23 protein-coding genes are annotated in these 21268 nt (G+C 67.8%); 16 read left to right on the top strand and 7 right to left on the bottom strand.

The features are described 5' to 3' along the window. Position 1: 1 nt before the first annotated feature. On the top strand, positions 2-1684 hold the full coding sequence (locus ACZ5TO_RS03250; RefSeq protein ID WP_464799521.1) for a class I adenylate-forming enzyme family protein: 1683 nt from the start codon (positions 2-4) through the stop codon (positions 1682-1684). Beyond that, a complete protein-coding gene (locus ACZ5TO_RS03245) occupies positions 1662-2831 on the top strand; it encodes a thiolase family protein (RefSeq protein ID WP_464799520.1) in 1170 nt (389 codons plus the stop codon). The genes ACZ5TO_RS03250 and ACZ5TO_RS03245 overlap by 23 nt, the downstream gene beginning before the upstream one ends. A 6-nt stretch (positions 2832-2837) precedes the next feature. Here ACZ5TO_RS03245 and ACZ5TO_RS03240 read toward each other — a convergent pair whose 3' ends face one another. Further along, entirely contained in the window at positions 2838-3239 is a 402-nt protein-coding gene (locus ACZ5TO_RS03240) for an acyl-CoA thioesterase (protein ID WP_464799519.1), read from the bottom strand. A 21-nt stretch (positions 3240-3260) separates the two neighbouring features. On the opposite strand from ACZ5TO_RS03240, the gene ACZ5TO_RS03235 reads away from it, so the two are divergent. From ACZ5TO_RS03235 to ACZ5TO_RS03175, 13 genes are all read left to right on the top strand, one after another. After that, on the top strand, positions 3261-4391 hold the full coding sequence (locus ACZ5TO_RS03235) for a zinc-dependent alcohol dehydrogenase family protein (RefSeq protein WP_464799518.1): 1131 nt from the start codon (positions 3261-3263) through the stop codon (positions 4389-4391). Between the two features lie 70 nt (positions 4392-4461). Further along, a complete protein-coding gene (locus ACZ5TO_RS03230) occupies positions 4462-5388 on the top strand; it encodes a histone deacetylase family protein (protein ID WP_464799517.1) in 927 nt (308 codons plus the stop codon). Positions 5389-5392: 4 nt separating this feature from the next. Further along, positions 5393-5638, top strand: coding sequence for an exodeoxyribonuclease VII small subunit (locus ACZ5TO_RS03225; RefSeq protein ID WP_184146247.1), 246 nt, complete (start codon positions 5393-5395; stop codon positions 5636-5638). A 24-nt stretch (positions 5639-5662) separates the two neighbouring features. Beyond that, the gene (locus tag ACZ5TO_RS03220) at positions 5663-5971 is read left to right on the top strand and encodes a nucleotidyltransferase family protein (RefSeq protein ID WP_464799516.1); all 309 of its coding nucleotides are present in this window, start codon (positions 5663-5665) and stop codon (positions 5969-5971) included. 67 nt (positions 5972-6038) lie between these two features. Next, positions 6039-6311, top strand: coding sequence for a HepT-like ribonuclease domain-containing protein (locus ACZ5TO_RS03215; protein ID WP_464800324.1), 273 nt, complete (start codon positions 6039-6041; stop codon positions 6309-6311). 123 nt (positions 6312-6434) lie between these two features. Continuing rightward, entirely contained in the window at positions 6435-7358 is a 924-nt protein-coding gene (locus tag ACZ5TO_RS03210) for a pirin family protein (RefSeq protein ID WP_464799515.1), read from the top strand. Between the two features lie 284 nt (positions 7359-7642). Then, positions 7643-7966, top strand: a complete 324-nt coding sequence (locus tag ACZ5TO_RS03205; RefSeq protein ID WP_184146239.1) for an ArsR/SmtB family transcription factor — start codon at positions 7643-7645, stop codon at positions 7964-7966. Next, entirely contained in the window at positions 7963-8400 is a 438-nt protein-coding gene (locus ACZ5TO_RS03200) for an SRPBCC family protein (protein WP_464799514.1), read from the top strand. The genes ACZ5TO_RS03205 and ACZ5TO_RS03200 overlap by 4 nt, the downstream gene beginning before the upstream one ends. After that, positions 8397-8603: a hypothetical protein gene (locus ACZ5TO_RS03195; protein WP_464799513.1), complete on the top strand. Its 207-nt coding sequence runs from the start codon at positions 8397-8399 to the stop codon at positions 8601-8603. The genes ACZ5TO_RS03200 and ACZ5TO_RS03195 overlap by 4 nt, the downstream gene beginning before the upstream one ends. Positions 8604-8643: 40 nt before the next feature. Next, the gene (locus ACZ5TO_RS03190; RefSeq protein ID WP_464799512.1) at positions 8644-9036 is read left to right on the top strand and encodes a DUF1801 domain-containing protein; all 393 of its coding nucleotides are present in this window, start codon (positions 8644-8646) and stop codon (positions 9034-9036) included. Positions 9037-9264: 228 nt separating this feature from the next. Beyond that, positions 9265-11184 (top strand): 1-deoxy-D-xylulose-5-phosphate synthase, encoded by a 1920-nt coding sequence (gene dxs, locus ACZ5TO_RS03185; protein ID WP_464799511.1) that lies wholly within the window; start codon positions 9265-9267, stop codon positions 11182-11184. A 225-nt stretch (positions 11185-11409) separates the two neighbouring features. Continuing rightward, positions 11410-12153: a TlyA family RNA methyltransferase gene (locus ACZ5TO_RS03180; protein WP_464799510.1), complete on the top strand. Its 744-nt coding sequence runs from the start codon at positions 11410-11412 to the stop codon at positions 12151-12153. Then, positions 12150-13400: a class I SAM-dependent RNA methyltransferase gene (locus tag ACZ5TO_RS03175; protein WP_464799509.1), complete on the top strand. Its 1251-nt coding sequence runs from the start codon at positions 12150-12152 to the stop codon at positions 13398-13400. The genes ACZ5TO_RS03180 and ACZ5TO_RS03175 overlap by 4 nt, the downstream gene beginning before the upstream one ends. Before the next feature lie 4 nt (positions 13401-13404). On the opposite strand, the gene ACZ5TO_RS03170 is transcribed toward ACZ5TO_RS03175, so the two are convergent. The 6 genes from ACZ5TO_RS03170 to ACZ5TO_RS03145 form a co-directional block, all read right to left on the bottom strand. Then, positions 13405-13830, bottom strand: coding sequence for a PIN domain-containing protein (locus ACZ5TO_RS03170; RefSeq protein WP_464800323.1), 426 nt, complete (start codon positions 13828-13830; stop codon positions 13405-13407). Then, positions 13827-14081, bottom strand: coding sequence for a type II toxin-antitoxin system Phd/YefM family antitoxin (locus ACZ5TO_RS03165; protein ID WP_464799508.1), 255 nt, complete (start codon positions 14079-14081; stop codon positions 13827-13829). The genes ACZ5TO_RS03170 and ACZ5TO_RS03165 overlap by 4 nt, the downstream gene beginning before the upstream one ends. A 116-nt stretch (positions 14082-14197) precedes the next feature. Then, a complete protein-coding gene (gene mcpU / locus ACZ5TO_RS03160; protein ID WP_464799507.1) occupies positions 14198-16282 on the bottom strand; it encodes a methyl-accepting chemotaxis protein McpU in 2085 nt (694 codons plus the stop codon). A gap of 176 nt (positions 16283-16458) precedes the next feature. Next, positions 16459-17214 carry a crotonase/enoyl-CoA hydratase family protein gene (locus ACZ5TO_RS03155; RefSeq protein WP_184146218.1) on the bottom strand — a complete coding sequence of 252 codons (756 nt, stop codon included), beginning with the start codon at positions 17212-17214 and terminating at the stop codon, positions 16459-16461. A 159-nt stretch (positions 17215-17373) separates the two neighbouring features. After that, positions 17374-19146 carry an acyl-CoA dehydrogenase gene (locus tag ACZ5TO_RS03150; protein WP_464799506.1) on the bottom strand — a complete coding sequence of 591 codons (1773 nt, stop codon included), beginning with the start codon at positions 19144-19146 and terminating at the stop codon, positions 17374-17376. A gap of 142 nt (positions 19147-19288) precedes the next feature. Then, entirely contained in the window at positions 19289-19828 is a 540-nt protein-coding gene (locus ACZ5TO_RS03145; protein ID WP_464799505.1) for a BA14K family protein, read from the bottom strand. Positions 19829-20009: 181 nt separating this feature from the next. On the opposite strand from ACZ5TO_RS03145, the gene ACZ5TO_RS03140 reads away from it, so the two are divergent. Beyond that, positions 20010-21104 carry a glycoside hydrolase family 25 protein gene (locus tag ACZ5TO_RS03140; RefSeq protein ID WP_464799504.1) on the top strand — a complete coding sequence of 365 codons (1095 nt, stop codon included), beginning with the start codon at positions 20010-20012 and terminating at the stop codon, positions 21102-21104. The last annotated feature ends 164 nt before the right edge of the window (positions 21105-21268 follow it).

Genomic DNA, 21268 nt, shown 5'->3' with positions numbered 1-21268 from the left:
GATGCCGCTTTCCGGCGCCCTCGAACGGCACGCCGCGCGCATCCCCGCAAACCCGGCCTTTGAGATCGAGGGCCGGGTTCTTTCCTATGGAAGCCTTGCCGCGACCGCCCGGCAGGCCCATGCCGCCTTCGCGGCGCTCGCCCCGGCGGGCGCAAGCCTTATCGGGCCGCAAACCCGGCTCGTCGCGCTTCTCACCGGCAACCACGCGCTCTTTCCCGCCGCCTTCGCCGCCGCGACGGCCGGCGGCACCTGCGCCGCGCTGATCGACCCACACCTGCCGGAAGCGACACGCGGCCGCCTTCTCGAAAAGCTCGCTCCCGACGTGATCGTCACCGCCGAGGGCCCCGATCTCCTCCTTTCCGCCCCGAGAAGCGGCGAGACGCTGCGGCTTGCCGAAAGCGCGGCACCCGATGCTCCCCCGCTGCCGCAGGGAAATCGCATTGGGCAGGCCATTGCCTCTTTCCCCTTCTCCCCGCCGGGGAGAAGGTGGCCCGAAGGGTCGGATGAGGGGGCAAGGCTTCAGCATTTTGCCAGCGGCTCCCCCTCATCCCGCTGCCGCGACCTTCTCCCCGCTGGGGAGAAGGGGCAGGTGGCACCCGCCGAACGCCATGGGCTATCACCCTGCTCGCTGCCGGAAGGGGACGACGACGGGCCGTTTCTCATCGTCTTCACCTCCGGCACCACCGCCGATCCGAAGCCCATCATCCGCGACCGCCGCTCCTGGCGCGTGAGCCTTGCGAGCGGCGCGCCGTTCTTCGGTATCGATGCCAAGACCGGCACCTATGCCCCCGGCCCCCTCGCCCATGGCCTTGCGCTCTACGCAATGACGGAGACGCTGCTTGCCGGCGCGACCTTCCATTCCGCCCGGCATTTCGATGCCGCGGAAGCACGGACGGCGATCCGGGCGGAGGGCATCCGCCGTCTCGTTCTGGTGCCGACCATGTTGCGGCGGCTGTGCGAAGGCGCGCCGGTCACCACCGTCTCGGCCGTCACCGTTGCCGGCGCCAAGCTGACGGCCGCCGACCATGCGCTTTGCGCGGCGCATTTCCCGAACGCGGCGTTGCGCGAATATTACGGCGCGTCGGAGCTCGGCTTCATAACCGTTACCGCGCCCGGCGATCCCGCCTCCTCCACCGCGGTCGGCAAGGCCTTTCCGGGCGTGCGGCTTTCGGTTCGCGACGATGCGGGCGCGGCGCTGCCGGCCGGCGAGACGGGGACGATCTTCGTCGAAAGCCCGCTCGTCGCCACCGGCTATCTCGGCGCGGAGCCGGCGCGTTTCGGTACGCTCGCCACGGTGGGCGACCTCGGCTTTCTCGAAGCGGGCGGCACGCTGCATCTTCTCGGCCGCTCCGGCGGCATGGTGCTTTCCGGCGGCAACAACATCTATCCCTCCGAGGTGGAGGCGGCGCTGACCGGCCTTGCCGGCGTGCGGGCCGCCCATGTCTTCGGCCTCGACCATGCCGATCTCGGCAGCGAGCTCGTCGCCGTGATCGAGCCTGCGGCGCCCGGCCTCACTGCGGCGGCGCTGAAGACGGCGATGGGCGCCGTGCTGCCGCGCTACAAGCAGCCGCGCCAGCTGTGGCTCTGCCGCGCCCTGCCGGTCACGCCCTCCGGCAAGGTCGAGGCGAAGACGGTGCGGCAATGGGTGGCGGAGGACAGCGATGCGCTCGAACGACTTTATTGATCCCGCGCGCATTCCCGTTATCGCCGCGGCGTTCCGCACGCCCATCGGCCGCAAGGGCGGGTCGCTTGCCGCCGTCGAGCCGGCAAGCCTTGCCGCGCCGCTCATCCGCCGCATCCTCGCCGAGACGGGGCTTGCTCCCGGTGCCGTCGACGACGTGATCCTCGGAAATGCGGCCAACAGTGCCGGAAACCTCGCACGCCTTGCCGCGCTGGAGGCGGGCCTTCCCGTCTCCGTACCCGGCATGACGGTGGACCGGCAATGCGGCTCGGGGCTGGAGGCGATCGCCCTTGCCGCGCGGCTGATCGCGGCCGGGGCCGGCCGCTTCTACCTTGCCGGCGGCACCGAGAGCACCAGCCGGGCGCATCTGCGCTTCCGCCCGCCGGCAGAACCGGGCGGCACGCCGGAGCCCGTGCCCCGCGCCCGCATGGCGCCCGATTCGGTGGGCGACCCGGACATGGGGATCGCGGCGGAAAACGTCGCCGCCCATGCCGGCATCTCCCGCGCGCGGCAGGATGCCTTCGCGCTTGAAAGCCATCGCCGCGCCGTGGCGGCGCAACAGGCCGGGCGATTCGACGGCGAGATGGTGCCTGTCGGGGACATTCGCAGCGATGAGTGCCCGCGCGAAAACACCTCGCTGGAAAGGCTCGCCGCGCTGAAGCCCGTCTTCCGGCCGGACGGCACGGTGACGGCGGGCAATGCCTGCCCGGTCAACGACGGCGCGGCCGTGGTGCTCGTCACCTCGCTGGCCGAAGCGCGCACCCCCGGCCTTTCCCCGCTGCTGGAGGTGGTCGACAGCGCGGTGGCGGGGCTCGATCCCAACCTGCTCGGCCTCGGCCCCGTGCCGGCCATGGAAAAGCTTGCCGTGCGCAACCCCGGGCTCGATGCGGCGAAAATCCCCTTCGTCGAGTTCAACGAGGCCTTCGCGGCGCAGGTGCTCGCCAGCCTCGATGCGCTCGGCATCGATCCCGCAGCCGTCAACCGCGACGGCGGGGCGCTGGCGCTCGGCCATCCCTATGGCGCATCCGGCGCGATCCTCGTCACGCGGCTTTTCGCACAGATGCGGGAAGCTCCGGCGGGCACGGAAGGGCTTGCACTGATGGGCATCGGCGGCGGCATGGGGATCGCCGCGCTCTTCCGGCGCGTGTGAAAGGCGTCAGGAAAGGAAGGCCTTCAACCAGTCGCGCACCGTCTGCGGCACGTTGACGGGCTGGCGCGTTGCGGGATCGACGGCGACCCAGACGATCTCCAGGTCCGCGACCGGCGCGCCTTCCGAGGTGATCGCGACGGCGAAGGTGAGCGAGGTCGCGCCGATGCGCGTGACGGCGACCTTGAAGCGGGCGACATCGTCCAGCCGCAGGCCGCGGTGGAAGGTGCAGCCGGATTTGCGGACGAAATAGACGGGGTCGTTCTCCCCCTGCGGGCGGTGCCGCCAGAGGCCCGCCACCGCCGCCTCGGCATGGGCGTAATAGGCGGCATTGTGCATATGGCCGTGCATGTCTATATCGCGGAAGGGTATCCGGACCTCGCCGACCGTGATGTCTGCCGCCTGTTCCACGTCTTGTCCCAAGGTCAAACCATGCTTCGTGCCGTTGTTAGAGCGTTCGGCGAGCCCCGGCAAGCGGTCGGCATCGAAGAGGCGGAGCGCATCGCGCCCGGACCCGGCGAGGTGGAGATCCGCATCCGCCGCGCGGCGATCAACCCTTCCGACCTCATCCCCGTCACCGGCGCCTATCGCAGCCGCACGACCCTGCCCTTCGTTCCCGGATTCGAGGGCGTGGGGGAGATCGTGCGGATGGGGGATGGGGTGGCGGAAGCCTACCCCCCTCTGGCCTGCCGGCCATCTCCCCCACAAGGGGGGAGATCGGCAGGAGGCGGGAGCCCCACTCAAACTGCAACGCCGGAGAGGGGCGAGACGGAGCTCCATCCAATCTCCCCCCTTGTGGGGGAGATGGCCGGCAGGCCAGAGGGGGGTGAGCGGCAAACCGCCTCCCGCTTCTTCGTCGGCCAGCGCGTCCTGCCCATCGGTGCAAGCGGGCTCTGGCAGGAATATCTCGTCCGCCCCGCCGAATGGTGCTTTGCCGTGCCGGACGATCTTTCGGACGATCAGGCGGCCATGGCCTATGTGAACCCGCTGACGGCCTTCCAGCTGGTCAAGGCCGTCAGCGCGCATTTCGGCGCGGCGGACGGGCGGCGCGTCGGCGTCACCGCCGCCGCCTCGGCCATCGGGAAGATGCTGCTGGTGCTGCTGGCAGACGCCGGGTTCCGGCCGGTCGCGCTGGTGCGCGGCCCCGCCACGGCCGCGCGGCTGCGGGAGGGCTTTTCCGGCGAGATCGCCGTCCAGTCCGCCCCGATGCCCGATGCGGTGCTCGATGCCGTCGGCGGGACCGCCGGGGATGCGCTCTTCCGGCAGGTCCGTCCCGGCGGCGCCTTCATCCAGTACGGCGCGCTCTCCGGCGCACAGCTCGACCCGATGCTGGTTTCGGAGCGGCGAGGCGCGGTCGCCTTCTCGTTCCTCTGGCTGCGCAACTGGGTGCATTCCGCCCCGCGCGCGGCCATCGAGGACGCTTTCGCGCGCAGCTTTTCCGGGATCCGCGCCGGCGTGCTCGGCTCGGCCATAGACGGCACTTTCCCGCTTTCCGACCTTGCAGCGGCCCTTGCGCGGCAGGAGGATCCGGCGCGCAAGGGAAAACTGCTTCTGGCGCCGTGACTGTTGAAAAGGCGGAAGGACCGGCCCATTTCCCGTGGACCTCGCCAACCGCAATGGGTAGCCTTCCGCCATGACGACGTTTCTCTTCGAGAACCCGATCTTCCTTGAGCACCATACGCCGGAGGGTCACCCGGAGCGCTCCGACCGCATCCGCGCGCTGAACCTTGCGCTGGAGCACGAGCGCTTCGCCACGCTGACGCGCAAGACCGCGCCGCAGGCGAACGAGGATTTCGTGCTGCTCGCCCATCCCGAAAGCCACCTGCGCGCCGTGATGGACGTGATCCCCGAAGAGGGCATCAACCATTTCGAGGCCGATACCCATGCGAGCCCCGCCAGCCTCCAGGCGGCGCTGACGGGCATCGGCGGGGCGGTCGCGGCGGTCGATGCGGTCTTTTCGGGCAAGGCGGACAATGCCTTCGTCGCCGCGCGCCCGCCGGGCCACCATGCCGAGCGCGAGAAGGCGATGGGTTTCTGCTTCTTCAACAACGCCGCCATCGCCGCCCGCCACGCGCAGAGGGCCCACGGGGCCGAGCGCGTCGCCATCGTCGACTGGGATGTGCATCACGGCAACGGCACGCAGGACATCTTCCTTGCCGACTCCTCCGTGCTCTTCTGCTCGACGCACCAGATGCCGCTCTATCCCGGCACCGGCGCGAAGGACGAGACGGGCGCGGGCAACATCGTCAACGCGCCGCTTTCGCCCGATACCGGCAGCGACCATTTCCGCGAGGCCTTCCGCTCGCGCGTGCTGCCGCGCGTCGCCGATTTCCGGCCGGACCTCATCATCATTTCCGCCGGCTTCGACGCCCATCACCGCGACCCGCTGGCGCAGATCAACCTCGTCGCCGACGATTTCGACTGGGCGACGGGCAAGCTGATGGACCTTTCCGAAAAATCGGCGAACAACCGGGTGGTCAGCCTGCTGGAAGGCGGCTACGACCTCGAAGGCCTTGCCGAATCCGCCGCCACCCATATCTTCCGCCTGATGAGAGGCTGACCCCATGACTGCACCCGCCCCCGACGTCTCCGCCCTCTCCTTCGAGCAGGCCGTGGAGGAACTGGAAAAGATCGTCGCGGCCCTCGAACGCGGCGATGTGCCGCTCGACCGCTCCATCGAGATCTACGAGCGCGGCGAGGCGCTGAAGAAGCATTGCGAGACGCTTCTCTCGGCCGCCGAGAACCGCATCGAGAAGATTCGCCTCGACCGCGCCGGCAAGCCCCAGGGCACCGAACCGCTCGACGGCTGATGCCCGTCATGGTAGCATGAAGCCATGACGAAGGACGAGATCATCGCGAAACTGCTGGAGCACCGGAGTGAATTCGAGGCTGCCGGCATCATGCATATGTCGCTTTTCGGTTCGGTAGCGCGCGGAGACGACGGCCCCGAATCGGACATCGACGTCGCGATATCGCTGGAGGATCGCGTTATCCAGTCCGGTTTCGGTTATTTCAGCACAATGGAGATCGTCAAGGAGCGGATCGAGGATATCACCGGCCGGAGCGTTGATGTCCTTTCAGAACCGGTACAAAAGGAGCGCCTGCGGCTCGAGCTTGAACGGGATCGGGTCGTTGCCTTCTAAAAGACCGAGCAAACGCCTTGAGGATATCATCGAGAATATCGATGTAATCCGGGAATATACCGTGGACATGGATTTTCACGCGTATCTGGCTGACCGCCGGACGATGGATGCCACCGAGCGCTGCCTGCTCAGAATATCGGAGGCGGCAATAAAACTTGGCGACTTCGCCGAGGAGCAGATGCCAGACGTGGATTGGCGCGGCATCCGTGGGATTGGAAACGCCATACGCCACGCTTACGATCAATTGGAGCCCAAGGCCATTTGGGCTATTGTTACCACCAAGTTGGAGCCCTTGTCAGTCGCGACACGCGAGGCGCTAACACGCCTGGGAGCGGAATAGAAGCAAGGTCCTCTCTCTGCGGCAGTGCTTGAAATTCTGACCACACCGTCAACGCCGGCCGGCCTATCCCTCTCCTCCGCCTGCCGCTAGCATGCCTTCCACGAACCATCACAGGAGGGTGCGATGAGCTTCTTTCCGGGAAAAGACCCCGAGGCCGGCGATGCGGCGGCGTGCGATGCGCTGGACCTTTTGATCATTCCGCGCACCAGCGACATCGGCGGGCTGGAGGTGCGGCGCGCGCTGCCGACGGCAAAGCGCCGGCTGGTCGGCCCGTTCATCTTCTTCGACCGCATGGGCCCCGCGCTGCTGCGGGCGGGCGAGGCGATCGACGTGCGCCCGCATCCCCATATCGGCCTTTCCACGGTCACCTATCTCTTCGACGGCGAGATCAAGCACCGCGACAGCCTCGGCACCGAGATGGTCATCGCCCCCGGCGACGTGAACCTGATGACGGCGGGGCGCGGCATCGTGCATTCCGAGCGCTCGCCGGAAAACCTGCGCGGCCGGCCGCAATCCATCTCCGGCCTCCAGACGTGGCTGGCGCTGCCCGACAGCCAGGAGGAGATGGCGCCCGTCTTCTCGCACACCACGAAGTCGGAGCTTCCGGCCTTTTCGGCGGACGGCATCACCGGGCGCACGATCATCGGCAAATACGAGGGCCACGCCTCGCCCGTCGCCGTGCCGACGGACACGCTCTATACCGACCTGACGCTCGCCCCCGGCGCCGCCGCGCCGCTTGCGGCCGACTGGGAGGAGCGCGCGGTCTACGTGCTCTCCGGCACGCTGGACGTTGCTGGCGATCTCTTCGAGGCGGACCGGCTGCTCGTCTTCCGCCCGGGCGACGCGATCACGCTGAGGGCCGGTCCCGAAGGCTGTCACATCATGCTCTTCGGCGGGGCGGCACTCGGCTCGAAGCGCTACATCTGGTGGAACTTCGTCTCCTCCTCGAAGGAGCGGATCGAGCAGGCCAAGGAAGAATGGCGCACCGGCCGCTTCGACATCGTGCCCGGCGACGAGGAGGAGTTCGTGCCGCTGCCGGAGGGGTGAGGCTCTCCGGCTTCTCGTGTCTCTCCTCTCCCTTCCGTCGCTCCGGCCTCTCCTGTATCTCCGGCCGTCCTGTTCCTCTGTCTTCTCCTGCCTCTCTGCCCTCTCCTCCGTCATGCTCGGGCTTGACCCGAGCATCCATGCCACGGCGACGGCGTGCCGTGGGACGTGGATCCTCGGCTCAAGGCCGAGGATGACGACGGAGAGGGTGGCGGGCTTTCTTGCCGGCTTGACGAACCCATAGCCATTCAGCTATATAAAAATCCATAGCCATTGAGGTATGGATTTTGACAGAGCCCCACGACATCCTCTTCCGCACATTGGCCGATCCGACGCGGCGGGCGCTTTTCGAGCGGCTTTGCCGCGAGGGCGAGAAGACGGTCGGCGCGCTGACGGCGAAGGCGGGCGTCTCGCAGCCGGTCGTCTCGAAACATCTTAGCCTGCTCAAGCAGGCGGGCCTCGTGCGCGACCGCCACGAGGGCCGGCAGACCCATTACAGCGCGCAGCTTGACGCGCTCGCGCCGCTGGTCGACTGGACCGGCCGGATGACCCGGTTCTGGGAGGCGCGGTTCGACGATCTCGAAAATCTGCTGAGGAGAATGGACCAATGAACACGGAGATACGCTCGGTCGTCGTGGAGCGCGAAATCGCCCACCCGCCGGAAAAGCTCTGGCGCGCGCTGACGCAGCCGCATCTCATCGCCGAATGGCTGATGCGCAACGATTTCGCGCCGGTCGTCGGCCACAGGTTCACGCTGAGCGGGGACTGGGGCAGCGTCGAATGCGACGTCCTTGCGGTCGAGCCCGGGAAAACCCTGACCTATACCTGGAACCACCCGCATGCCGACCCGGCTTTCGACCTTAGAAGCGTGGTCAGCTTCACGCTGACGCCCACGGGCTCCGGCACGCTGCTGCGCATGGAGCAGACCGGCTTCCGGCCGGAGCAGAAGCAGGCCTTCGGCGGCGCGCGCCATGGCTGGGAGCAGAACTTCACGAACCTCGAACGGGTTCTGGCGGAACTGGAACAGGAAGGGGAACGAGAATGAACTGGACGCTGAAGATCCGCCAGGTCCATCGCTGGCTCTCGGTTGCCTTCACGCTCGCCGTGCTCGTCAACATCGCGGCGATGACCGGAGGGCAGCCGCCCCTCTGGATCGGCCTCCTCGCCCTCTTCCCCCTCATCCTGCTTCTGGCAAGCGGGCTCTATCTCTTCGCGCTGCCCTATGTCGCGCGATGGCGGCACGGCTGACGGCTGTAGCGAAAGGACCCTGCTAGCGAAAGGACAAGGCATGACGGAAACAGACACCCCTTCCAAACTGATCGACAGGCGCATCGCCGAACTCAACGACTGGCGCGGCGAGACGCTCGCCCGGCTGCGCGCGCTGATCAAGGAAGCCGATCCCGATATCGTCGAGGAATGGAAATGGCGCGGCGTTCCCGTGTGGGAGCATGACGGCATCGTCTGCACCGGCGAGACCTACAAGGCGGCGGTGAAGATGACCTTCGCCAAGGGAGCGTCGCTGGCGGACCCGGCCGGCCTCTTCAATTCCAGTCTCGACGGCAACACGCGCCGCGCCATCGACGTCCACGAGGGTGCGGAAATCGACGAGGAGGCGCTGAAGGCGCTTATCCGCGCCGCCGTGGCGCTGAACCGGTCTGCGCGCGCCCGGAAGAAGAAGTAGGCCGCCGGCCGGAAACCCCGTCCGCAAAATGCCCGAATTGCCCGACACAACGCAGCAATGCGTCGGATTGGGCGGTATCAATCGGGCGAAATACGCTCTAGACTTGTCGAAACGGTTGAAATCGCGCGCCGCATTCTGCATTTGACAGGCAAGCGCGGTTTGGGCCGCATGTCCGGCGCGGGCTTCGCAACGGAGCTTTCGCAACCGGGCGCGACAACGAGGCATAGAGTGACACAGACGCCAGCCACCCCCCTGCTCGACAAGGTCCACGTTCCGGCGGACCTGAAGGCCGTCGAGGACCGCGACCTGCCGCAGTTGGCAAGCGAGCTGCGCGCCGAGATGGTCGACGCCGTCTCGCGCACCGGCGGCCATCTCGGCGCGGGCCTCGGCGTGGTGGAGCTGACCATCGCCATCCACAAGGTGTTCGACACGCCGCACGACCGGCTGATCTTCGACGTCGGCCACCAGTGCTACCCGCACAAGATCCTCACCGGCCGGCGCGAACGCATCCGCACGCTGCGCCAGGAGGACGGCCTTTCCGGCTTCACCCGCCGGGCCGAGAGCGAATACGACCCCTTCGGCGCCGCCCATTCCTCGACCTCGATCTCCGCCGGCCTCGGCATGGCGGTGGCCGCAGACCTTTCCGGCCAGAAGCGCAACGTCATCGCCGTCATCGGCGACGGCGCGCTTTCGGCCGGCATGGCCTACGAGGCGCTGAACAATGCCGGCGCGCTCGATGCGCGGCTCATCGTCATCCTCAACGACAACGACATGTCCATCGCCCCGCCGACCGGCGCGATGAGCGCCTATCTCGCGCGCCTTGCCTCCGGCCGCACCTATATGGGCTTCCGCGACCTCGGCAAGAAGCTGACGGCCTATCTCGGCAAGAAGGTGGACCGGGCGATCACCCGCGCCGTCGAGCATGCGCGCGGCTACGTCACCGGCGGCACGCTCTTCGAGGAGATGGGCTTCTACCATATCGGCCCCATCGACGGGCATTCCTTCGAGCACCTTTTGCCGGTGCTGCGCAACGTGCGCGACAACGCCAAGGGCCCCGTGCTGATCCATGTCGTGACGCAGAAGGGCAAGGGCTATCCGCCGGCGGAAGCGGCCGCCGACAAGTACCACGGCGTCAACACCTTCGACGTCATCACCGGCGCGCAGGCGAAGGCCAAGCCGAACGCGCCCGCCTATACCTCCGTCTTCGCCGAGGCGCTGGTGCAGGAGGCGGGCTTCGACGAGAAGATCGTCGCCATCACCGCCGCCATGCCGGCCGGCACCGGCATCGACAAGTTCAAGACGGCCTATCCCGCCCGCACCTTCGACGTCGGCATCGCCGAGCAGCATGCCGTGACCTTCGCCGCCGGCCTTGCCGCCGAGGGCTACAAGCCGTTCTGCGCGCTCTATTCCACCTTCCTGCAACGCGGCTACGACCAGGTGGTGCACGATGTCGCCATCCAGGGGCTTCCCGTGCGCTTTCCCATCGACCGCGCCGGCTTCGTCGGCGCGGACGGGCCGACCCATGCCGGCTCCTTCGACACGACCTATCTTGCCACCCTGCCCGGCTTCGTGGTGATGGCCGCCGCCGACGAGGCGGAGCTGAAGCACATGGTGCGCACCGCCGCCGCCCATGACGCGGGCCCGATCTCCTTCCGCTATCCGCGCGGCGAGGGCGTCGGCGTCGACATGCCCGCGCGCGGGGAAATCCTTCCGATCGGCAAGGGCCGGATCGTCAAGCAGGGCTCCAAGGTGGCGCTCCTCTCCTTCGGCACCCGCCTTCGCGATTGCCTCCTGGCAGCCGAGGATCTCGATGCGGCGGGGCTTTCCACCACCGTCGCCGACGCGCGCTTCGCCAAGCCGCTCGACCACGACCTCATCCGCCAGCTCGCCCGCCACCACGAGGTGCTGATCACCATCGAGGAAGGCGCCATCGGCGGTTTCGCCAGCCATGTGCTGCAGTTCCTCGCGCTGGAAGGGCTGCTGGAGCAGGGCCTGAAGGTGCGCCCCATGGTGCTGCCGGACATCTGGATGGAGCAGGCCAAGCCCGAGGCCATGTATGTGAAAGCCGGCCTCGACCGCGCCGGCATCGTCGCGACGGTGTTCCAGGCATTGGGGCAGAAGGGCGCAGGTATCGGCGCGGCGGGGTGAACCTCCCGCGAAACCGCCCCTCATCCCCCTGCCGGGACCTTCTCGCCACAAGCGGCGGGGTATGACATAGGGAATGAAGGCCCCTCCCCAACCCCTCCCCACAAGGGGGAGGGACTTACATTGCGGCCCCTCAGAGAGAAAATTTCAAGGAAATGCAGGCTGCCGGCAGGCAGAGAGGGTCTTCATAGCTATTGCCTCTTGTCCTGCAAGGCGTCATGAGAGGCCATGTCTGAAACCACCCGCCTCGACCAGCTTCTCCTCAATGCCGGCCTCGTCGCCAGCCGCTCGCGGGCGCGCGATGCCATCGCGCGCGGCACCGTGAGCGTGGACGGGCGCGTCGTCACCAAGCCGAGCGCCGGCTTTCCCGCCTCCGCCGTGCTCGCCATCAACGATCCGGCGCAGGCCTATGTCTCGCGCGCCGCGCTGAAGCTGACGGCGGCGCTCGACCATTTCGGCCTCGATCCGAGAGGGCTTGCCTGCCTCGACATCGGCGCCTCGACCGGCGGCTTCACCCAAGTGCTGCTGGAGCGGGGTGCGGCGCATGTGGTTGCCGTTGACGTCGGCCATCATCAGCTTCATCCGCTCTTGCGGGACGATCCGCGCGTCAGCAACCGCGAAGGGCTGAACGCGCGCGGCCTTGCGCGTGACGACATCGGCGACGGCGCCATCGGCGCGGTGGTCTCGGACGTCTCCTTCATCTCGCTGAAGCTGGCGCTGCCGCCGGCCCTTGCGCTCGCCGAGCCGGGCGCCTTCTGCGTGCTGCTCGTCAAGCCGCAGTTCGAGGCGGGGCGCGAGGCGATCAGCAAGGCCGGCCTCCTGAAGGACCCGGAGAGCGCGCCCGCGGTCGCCGCCGAGCTGGAGCGCTGGCTCGTCGAGGACATGGGCTGGCGGAGCCTCGGCCTCATCCCCTCGCCCATCACCGGCGGCGACGGCAACCACGAATTCCTTCTTGGAGGGCGAAAGCCATGACGACGGAAACCCTCACCATCGCGCGGCTCGGCTCGGGCGGCGACGGCATTGCCGATACGCCCGGCGGCCCCGTCTACGTGCCCTTCACCCTGCCCGGCGAGGTCGTCGCCGTCGCGCGGGTGAAGAACCACGCCACCGTCATGTCCATGTCGGTGGCTTCGCCCGAGCGCGTGACGCCGCCCTGCGTGCATTTCGGCCCGGACGGCAGGAACGGCACCTGCGGCGGCTGCACGCTGCAACATGCGGGCGATGCGCTCTACCACCCCTTCAAGCGCAACCTCGTCGTCGCGGCGCTGAAATCGAAGGGCCTGACGCCGGAGGTGGCGCCGCTCGTCATCGCCCGGCCCGGCGAGCGCCGCCGTGTCGTCTTCACCGCGCGCAGGACGGAAAAGGGCATGCTGCTCGGCTTCAACCAGGCCGGCAGCCACCACATCGTCTCCATCGACCACTGTCCCATCGCCAGCGACGGCATCGTCTTACGGCTGGAGGACATCCGCCGCGTCGCCGGCGCCATCGCCACCTCCAGCGAGCCCTTCCGCCTCACCGTGCTCGAAACGCTTTCCGGCCTCGACCTCGCCTTCGAGGGCGTGAAGACGGTCGGTGACAGGGAGCGGCGCGCCGTCACCCAATGCGTCCTTTCGCTGCGCGGCATCGCACGGGTATCGAACGACGGCGAGATCCTGATCGAGCCGCAGAAGCCGGAGATCGATTTCGGCGGCGTCCGCGTCTCCCCGCCCGCCGGCGGCTTCACGCAGGCGACGAAGGAGGCCGAGGAGGCGATGGCCGGCCTGGTGCTTTCCGCCATCGGCAAGGCCAAACGCGTCGCCGACCTTTTTGCCGGCTCCGGCACCTTCGCGCTGCGCATCGCCCGGAAGGCCAAGGTGCATGCCGTCGAGGGCGAGGAAAAGGCGGTGAAGGCGCTGGACCACGCCGCGCGCAACACACAAGGGCTCAAGCCCGTGACGGTGGAACGGCGCGACCTCTTCCGCCGCCCGCTGATGGCCTCGGAGCTGAAAGCCTACGACGCCGTGGTCTTCGACCCGCCGCGCGCGGGCGCCGAGGACCAATGCAGGGAACTCGCCCGCTCCGGCGTGAAGACCATCGTCGCCGTCTCCTGCAATCCCGTGAGCCTTGCCCGCGATCTCGCCATCCTCACCGCCGCCGGCTACCGCATCCGCCTCGTGACGCCCATCGACCAGTTCCTCTGGTCGGCCCACGTCGAGGCGGTGGCGGTGCTGGAGAAGTAATCCCTCAGACCGCTTCCCACGGATTGACGACGCCGACGCCCATCGGCGCGAAATCCACGACATTGCGCGTGACGATCGTCATCCCGTGCACGAGAGCGCTCGCGGCGATGAAGGCATCCCGCTCCGGGCGCGGGTCGGGCACATGGAGCCGCGCGCAGGCGAGCGCGACGGCCCTGTCGATCGGTATGGTCCGCTCGGAGAATTCGGGAAGGACATGGTCCTCCATCCAGACGCGCAACCGCGCGCCCTGCGCCGGATCGCGCCGCTCCATCAGCAGGATTCCGAGGTCCAGTTCCATCAGCGTGACGGCGGAGACGTAGCAGGCCGCGGCATCACGGGCGGAGAGCCAGGCGACCACATTCGGGTCCGCCTTGCCCGAGCCCGCCTTGCGCAGCTCGGAAACGACGTTGGTGTCGAGCAGGAACATCAGGAAAGGTCGGCCGGGCGCGGCAGATCCCGCGCGCGGGGAATGTCGAGGTCGATATCGGCAAGGCCGGGCATGGAGAGCGCCTCGACAAGATTGCGGCCGCCGCCGGTGATCCGCTGGTAATCCTCGAAGCTCAACAGGACATGCGCCGTCCGGCCGCGATTGGTGATGAAGACGGGCCCGTTCCGCGCAGCCTTTTGCGCCTGATTGGCATTCTGCTGGAATTCCCGGCTCGACAGGGTCGTGATCGTCATGGCAACACCTCATCGGTCGATATTTGTTGCTACATTAGAACATTTCCCCTGAAATGACAACGCCGGCCCCAGATCAGGAATCTGGAGCCGGCGCGATTCTGTCGGGTCTGGCGCGGTCAGGCCGCCCGGCGCGTAGCCGCTGCGGCCGTTTCCGAGCCCAGGCGGAACTGGGCGAGGAGGGCGTTGAGGGCGGCGGCTTCGGCGGCGAGGCCGTGGCTGGCGGCGGTCTGTTCCTCCACCATCGCGGCGTTCTGCTGGGTGCCCTGGTCCATCGTGTTGACGGCGGTGTTGATCTCCTGAAGGCCCGTCGACTGCTCGCGGGCGGACGTCACGATGGCGTTGACGTGGCCGTTGATCTCCTGCACCTCGCGGACGATCGTCTCAAGGGCCGCACCCGTCTCGTCGACCAGCGCCACGCCGGAGCGGACCTGATCGCCAGAGGTGGTGATGAGCGCCTTGATCTCCTTGGCGGCATTGGCCGAGCGCTGGGCAAGTTCCCGCACTTCCTGCGCGACGACCGCAAAGCCCTTGCCGGCTTCGCCCGCACGGGCGGCTTCCACGCCGGCGTTCAGCGCCAGCAGGTTCGTCTGGAAGGCGATGTCGTCGATGACGCCGATGATGTTGGAAATCTCGTGCGAGGACTTCTCGATGCCCTGCATGGCCGAGACGGCGCGGCGCACCACATCGCCCGACTTTTCCGCACCGAGACGGGTGCGCGAGACGAGCGAGCCGACCTCCTCGGCGCGGCGGGTGGAGTCCTTGACGGTCGTGGTGATCTCCTCCAGCGCGGCGGCGGTCTCCTCGACGGAGGCGGCCTGCTGCTCGGTGCGGCGGGCGAGATCGTCGGCGGCCGAGCGGATTTCCGTTGCGCCGGCATCGATGGCGCGGGCGTTCTGGCCCACCGTCGTCATGGCCTGGTGCAGCCTGGCGACGGAATTGTTGAAGTCCGTGCGCAGGCGGTCGAGATGGCCGGCGAAGGGCGTGCCGATACGATGGGCAAGGTCCCCTTCGGCGAGGCGACCGAGGCCGTCGGCCAGCGCCTCGACCACGTGCCTGATCTCCTCGGCCTCGCGGGCCTTGGCGGCCTCGCGCTCGCGGCGCTCGCTTTCGGAGAGCACGCGGCCCTCCTCGGCGGCGTTTTCGAGGCGCGTGCGCTCGATGGCGTTATCGCGGAAGACGGCGACGGCGGCGGCCATGCGGCCGATCTCGTCCCTGCGCTCCTGGCCGGGAATGTCGGTGCCGACATCACCGGCCGCAAGCTTGTCCATGGCGACGGTCATGTCCTTGACCGGGCGCACGACGAGGCGCGAGAGCACGGTGGCGAGGAAGCCCATCATGACGATGACGGCGAGCACGGTGGCGATCGTCGCCGCGATGCGGAACTCGTCGATGGCAGCGAAGGCCATGCCGCTGTCGATGGTGAAGCCGAGATACCATTCCACCGACGGCAGGCCCGTGACCGGCACGAAGGAGACCAGCACCGGCTTGCCGGCATAGGTGGTGTGCATGATGCCGCCGCCGATGGCGGGCGTCTTCTCGGGGAAGACATCGGCCAGCGTCTTGGTGACGAGCACCTTGTCCTGATGGACGAGGATCTGGCCGTCCTTGCTGACGAGGAAGGCAAAGCCCGCACCGCCGAGATCGACCGAATTGACCATGTCGACGAGGGACTTCAGCGAGAAGTCGCTGCCGGCGACGCCGACGAGCTTGCCGTCGCGCTTGACGGGCGTGGCGGCGCTGATGATGAGGTCGTTGGTGGAGGCGTCGATATAGGGCTCGGTCAGCACGCTGCCGTTCGCCTTGACGGCATCCTGATACCAGGGGCGCTTGCGCGGATCGTAGCCTTCCGGCATCTCCGACTTCGGCCACTGGGTGAAGACGCCCGCCTCGTCGCCGACATAGGTGGTCATGAACTGGCCGACCAGAACGTCGTTCTGCAGCACGGCCTCGATGCCGGCGGGGTTGGCGGCCTTGGCGGCGGCGTTGCCGGCCATCTCGGTCAACGCCACGCGGGCGTTCAGCCAGTTGGCGATGCCCTGGGCCGCCTGCTTGCCGGAGGATTCGATGCTGGATTCGACCGAGCCCGTCAGCACCTTGCGCTGCAGGCTGTCGATATAGACGGAAAAGCCGGTGAAGGCGGCAACGACGACGAGGGACGCGACGACAAGGATGCGCGTCATGAGATTGGTGCGCTTGGACACGGGTGCGGTATTCCTTCGGGGGCCCGCCGGGCGGCGGGCGCGATGCTGAACGGCATGCCGGAGGCGAAAATCAACCGCGTCATGCGGCCGCCGGCAGAACGCCGGAAAGTGACCGCACTATAGGAAAACGTGTTTAAGACCCTGTTAAAATTGGTCGACCACAAATCGCCGAAGGCTCACCGGCGGGCGATGAAGGCCTCGAAGGCGGCGCGGGCTTCGGCGCTCTTCAACTGCGCGGCGAAGTGGGCGGCTTCCTCGTCGATCCGCGCCAGCACGTCGGCACGGTCGCCGCGGATGAGGCTGCGGGCGATGGCGAGCGCCTTCGGCGGCTTGGCGGCAAGGCGGCAGGCGGCGGCGAGCGCCTCCGCCTCCACCGCCCCGGGCTCGACCACGGCATAGACGAGGCCCGCCTCGCGCGCCGCATCGGCCGAAAAGCCGTCCCCTGCCGCGAGCAGCGCGAAGGCGCGCTGGTGGCCCATCAGGCGCGGGGCCAAGAGGCTGGAGGCCGCCTCCGGCACCAGCGCGAGATCGACGAAGGGCGTGCGGAACCGGGTGCGGGCCGAGGCATAGGTGAGGTCGCAATGGAGATGGATCGTCGTGCCGATGCCGATGGCAAGGCCGTCGACGCCCGAGACAAGCGGCTTGCCGTGCGTGGCGAGCGCATGGAGGAAATCGATCACCTCGCGGCCCATCGTGCCGCCCATGGCGAAGGCCATGAAGTCGTTGAGGTCGTTGCCGGCGGAAAAGCAGCCGTCCGAGCCGAGGAAGACGGTGGCCCGCACCGCCTCGTCCGCATCGGCAGCCTTCAGCGCATCGGTCATCGCCTGGTACATGGCGCGGGTGATGGCGTTCTTCTTCTCCGCGCGGTTGAAGCGGATCACCATGACGCCGGGGGCGTCTTGCGGGCGCTCGATCAGGATGTGGTCGGTCATTGTCGTCGCTTTCTCCACTGGAAGACCCTCTCTGCCTGCCGGCATCTCCCCCACAAGGGGGGAGAAAGGCTGGCAGCTTGCTTTTCCATTAATTCTTGAATGCCGAGAGTGCCGCGGGTTAAGTCCCTCCCCCTTGTGGGGAGGGGTTGGGGAGGGGTCTTACCCCAAAGCCACCCGCGCCGCCGCAAGGCTCGCCGCGCCGGTCATCACCCGATCCCGCAAGGCCGCCGTCTCGCCGATCACGTTCTCAGCCGCGAACCGGCAGAGCGCGGCGCGCTCGGCGTTGCGGCCGTCGCCGCCGTCGGCAAGCGCCCCCTTGGCGAGGTAGGCGCCGGTCAGCACGAGGCCGAAGAGGCGCTGATAGGGCGTGGCGCCGGCGAGCGCTTCGGCCTGTTTTCCTTCGGCAAGCGTGGCGAGCAGCCATTCGGTGGCGGCTTCAAGGTCGGCGATGGCGGCTTCGAGGCGGGCGCCGGTCTCGCCAAGCGCGGGGGCGTTGGCGGCGCCGGCCTTTGCGGCGATCTCACGCAATTCGGCGATGAAGCCGCGGACATGGCCTCCATCCGACAGCGGAAGCTTGCGGGTGACGAGGTCGATGGCCTGGATGCCGTTCGTGCCCTCGTAGATCGGCGCGATGCGGGCGTCGCGGTAAAGGCGGGCCGCGCCCGTCTCCTCGATGAAGCCCATGCCGCCATGCACCTGCACGCCGAGCGAGGAGACGTCGACGCCGGCATCGGTGGCAAAGCTCTTGGCGATGGGGGTGAGGAGGCTGGCGCGCTCCGACCAGTGCGTTGCCTCCTCGCCGTGGCTCATGTCGACGGCGTGGGCGCAGGCATAGGTGATGGCGCGCGCACCCTGCGTCAGCACCTTCATGGTCAGCAGCATGCGGGCGACGTCCGGGTGCTCGATGATCGGGCTCATGCCGGAGCCCTGCCAGCCGGGCGCCTTGCCCTGCGTGCGCTCCTTCGCATAGGCGATGGCCTTCTGCGTGGCGGCCTCGGCGATGGCGACGCCCTGCATGCCGACGGCAAGGCGGGCATTGTTCATCATGGTGAACATGCAGGCAAGGCCGCGATTCTCCTCGCCGACCAGCCAGCCGATGGCGCCCGGCTCGCCGCCGAAGCGGCCGTCGCCGTAGATCATCGTGCAGGTGGGCGAGCCGTGGATGCCGAGCTTGTGCTCGATGGAATGGCAATGGGCATCGTTGCGCGCGCCAAGCGACCCGTCTTCGTTGACGAGGAATTTCGGCACGAGGAAGAGCGAGATGCCGCGCGTGCCGGCGGGCGCATCGGGGAGGCGCGCGAGCACCAGGTGCACGATGTTGTCGGTGAAGTCGTGCTCGCCATAGGTGATGAAGATCTTCTGGCCGAAGAGGCGGTAGGTGCCGTCGTCGCGCCGCTCGGCGCGGGTCTTCATCACGCCGAGGTCGGAGCCGGCATGGGGCTCGGTGAGGTTCATCGAGCCCATCCATTCGCCCGAGACCATCTTCGGCAGGTAGGTGGCCTTCAGATGATCCGAGCCGTGCGCCGTCAGCGCCTCGATGGCCCCGATGGTGAGCGTCGGGCCGATGGCGAATGCCATGGAGCCGCTGTTCCACATTTCGAGCGCGGCGACGTGCAGCATGTGGGGAAGCCCCTGCCCGCCGAAGTCCGGCGAGGCCGTCAGCGAGTTCCAGCCGCCCTCCGCCCAGGCTTTGTAAAGGGCGGGCCAGCCGTCCGGCATCTTCACCTTGCCGTCGACGAGGCGCGCGCCCTGCGTATCCCCTATCGCGCCGAGCGGGGCCACCTCCTCGCTGGCGAAGCGCCCGGCTTCGGAAAGGATGGCATCGACGAGGTCGTCCGTCAGGTCCCCGAGATGGCCGCCCTCCAGCGCAGGCGCCAGCCCCGCGACATGCTTCAGCGTGAACGCAATCTCCTCGACCGGCGCCTTGTACATCTCTATCCTCCCCGCAGTCATCCGTTTCACCGGGAGATTATTGATTTTTACGTAAACGTCAATGTTTGCGATACTCTTTCATGCAGCAAAAAGGCCGACCGGTTCGCAACCGGCCGGCCTTTCCGCAAGAGGCATGCGCGTGTCAGCCATAGGGCGAGACGCATTGCCGACGCGGGCCGTTATAGGGCTGGAACGTGTTGTCATAGGCGCGATACGAGCGGTAGCGATTGGCGCACCAGTTCACATGGGCGCTGCTTCCGCCCTGATAGCCGCGGTCGTTGGCGATCGCGCCGCCGATAACCGCACCCGCACCGAAGGCGGCGAGCGGAAACCAGAAGCCGTCGTGGTAGCGGTAGCCGTGCCGGGCGTGACGATATCCGCGATGGCCGCGATACCAGCCGCGACGATCATGGTGGATACGGCGCTCCTGATAGCTGCGCCCGAAGCCGTTGCCGCTCGGCTTGCTGTCGCCGAACCAGTGGGTCTGGTCGTGAAAGATGCCGCGCGCCCGCGACTTGCAGTAGAGGCAGCGGCGGCTGTCGACGAGCTGGATATCGGTTCCGCCGCCGGCCGGCTGCGCCGTCGTGGCCGCGGAAAGCGGCATGGCGGATACCGGCGCGACGGGCATTGCGGCAAACAGCGCGGAAAGGGCGATTGCGAGATACTTGCTGGAACGTCTCATGGCGCTTCTCCCAAATTCATCCGCGGATTTCCACGGAGGACGGTTTGAGCAGACAACGCCACGGAAACCCGATTGTTCCGCGCCAGGGCCTCACCCGGCAATCCCCGATTAGCCCTTCGTTAACCATGCCGGCCGCATCATCGCCGCTTGCGGGGAAGAAGAGATTCGCGAAGGACCGTCCATGAACGTCAAGCAGCTTTCCGGCCTTGCCGCCCTTCTCCTTGCCGCTGCGCTCCCCCTTTCCGGCCTTGCCGCCGACAGGGCGCCGTGGAAGAAGCCGGAAAACGCCATCGTCATCGACGCCTACGAGCTGAACGCCATCGAATGGTCGGACATGCTGACGGACGGGCGCATCGCCGGCTTCATCTCGAAAGCCTCCGACGGCCTGCCGGAAAGCTATAGCTGCAAGGGCGACCATGGCGGCGACACCGTCGCCCATTGCAAGACCATGTGGCGCAAATACGCGGTGAGCCGCGAGCTCTACGAGACGCGCCGGCTGCTCGCCCGCTCGAAAGGCCTGCTCTGGGGCGCCTATCACCTTGCAAGGCCCGGCAATCCCGTCGAGCAGGCCAATCATTTCCTCGACTATGCCAATCCGCAGGACGACGAGATGATCGTGCTCGATATCGAGGGCCGCAATCCCGAGACCGACATGTCGCTGGAGGATGCGCAGGTCTTCGCCGGCCATATCAAGACGCGCACGGGCCGCTATCCGGTGCTCTACACCAACCACGCGACCGCCCGCTACATCGCCGCGAACCGTGACACATACCGCATCCTCTCGCGCCTCCCGCTCTGGTATGCCCGCTACCGGCCGGAGATCGCCGGCACCTTCCCGATGGGCAACTGGGACAATTATGCGCTCTGGCAGTTCTCCGCCGCCGCCAATTGCACCAAGCGCCGCTGCCCCTACCGCGTCAAGGGCGCGGCAAACGACATCGACGTCAACGTCGCGCCGATGACGAAGGCGGCGCTGGCGAAGATCTGGGCCTTCGGCGCCCTCGTGCCGGAAAAGCCCCTCGAGCCGGTGGACGAGATGCTGACGGCCTCCATTCCCGCCGCCGGCGCGCTGAAGGCCAGCGCCGATGCGGACGCCTCGGCCGGGGTAAGCGTGCAGACCGCGGGCGCGGTGACGCTCGCCTCGGGCACGGCGGGCGCCTTTGCCGTCAGCGTGTCCGCGGAGGCCGGTGCCGGCCTTCCCGCCGCCGGGGCGGCAACCGTGATACCGGGCAAGCGGATGGTCGAGATCACGCCGCTGAACTATCGGGATTTCTGAGGGCGCTCGCCCCTCACCCTAACCCTCTCCCCGCAAGCGGGGAGAGGGGACTTGCCTCACGAACCGACATTGCTTGAGGAAACCAGCGCGGCCTATCCCCTTCGCCCCGCTTGCGGGGAGAAGGTGCCGGCAGGCGGATGAGGGGCAATCCCACGCCGGAGGGG

The sequence above is a fragment of the Shinella sp. Sh6 genome, assembly GCF_055392685.1.
Note: the sequence above shows the minus strand (reverse complement) of the source record. Positions and strands in the feature narration are given on the sequence as shown.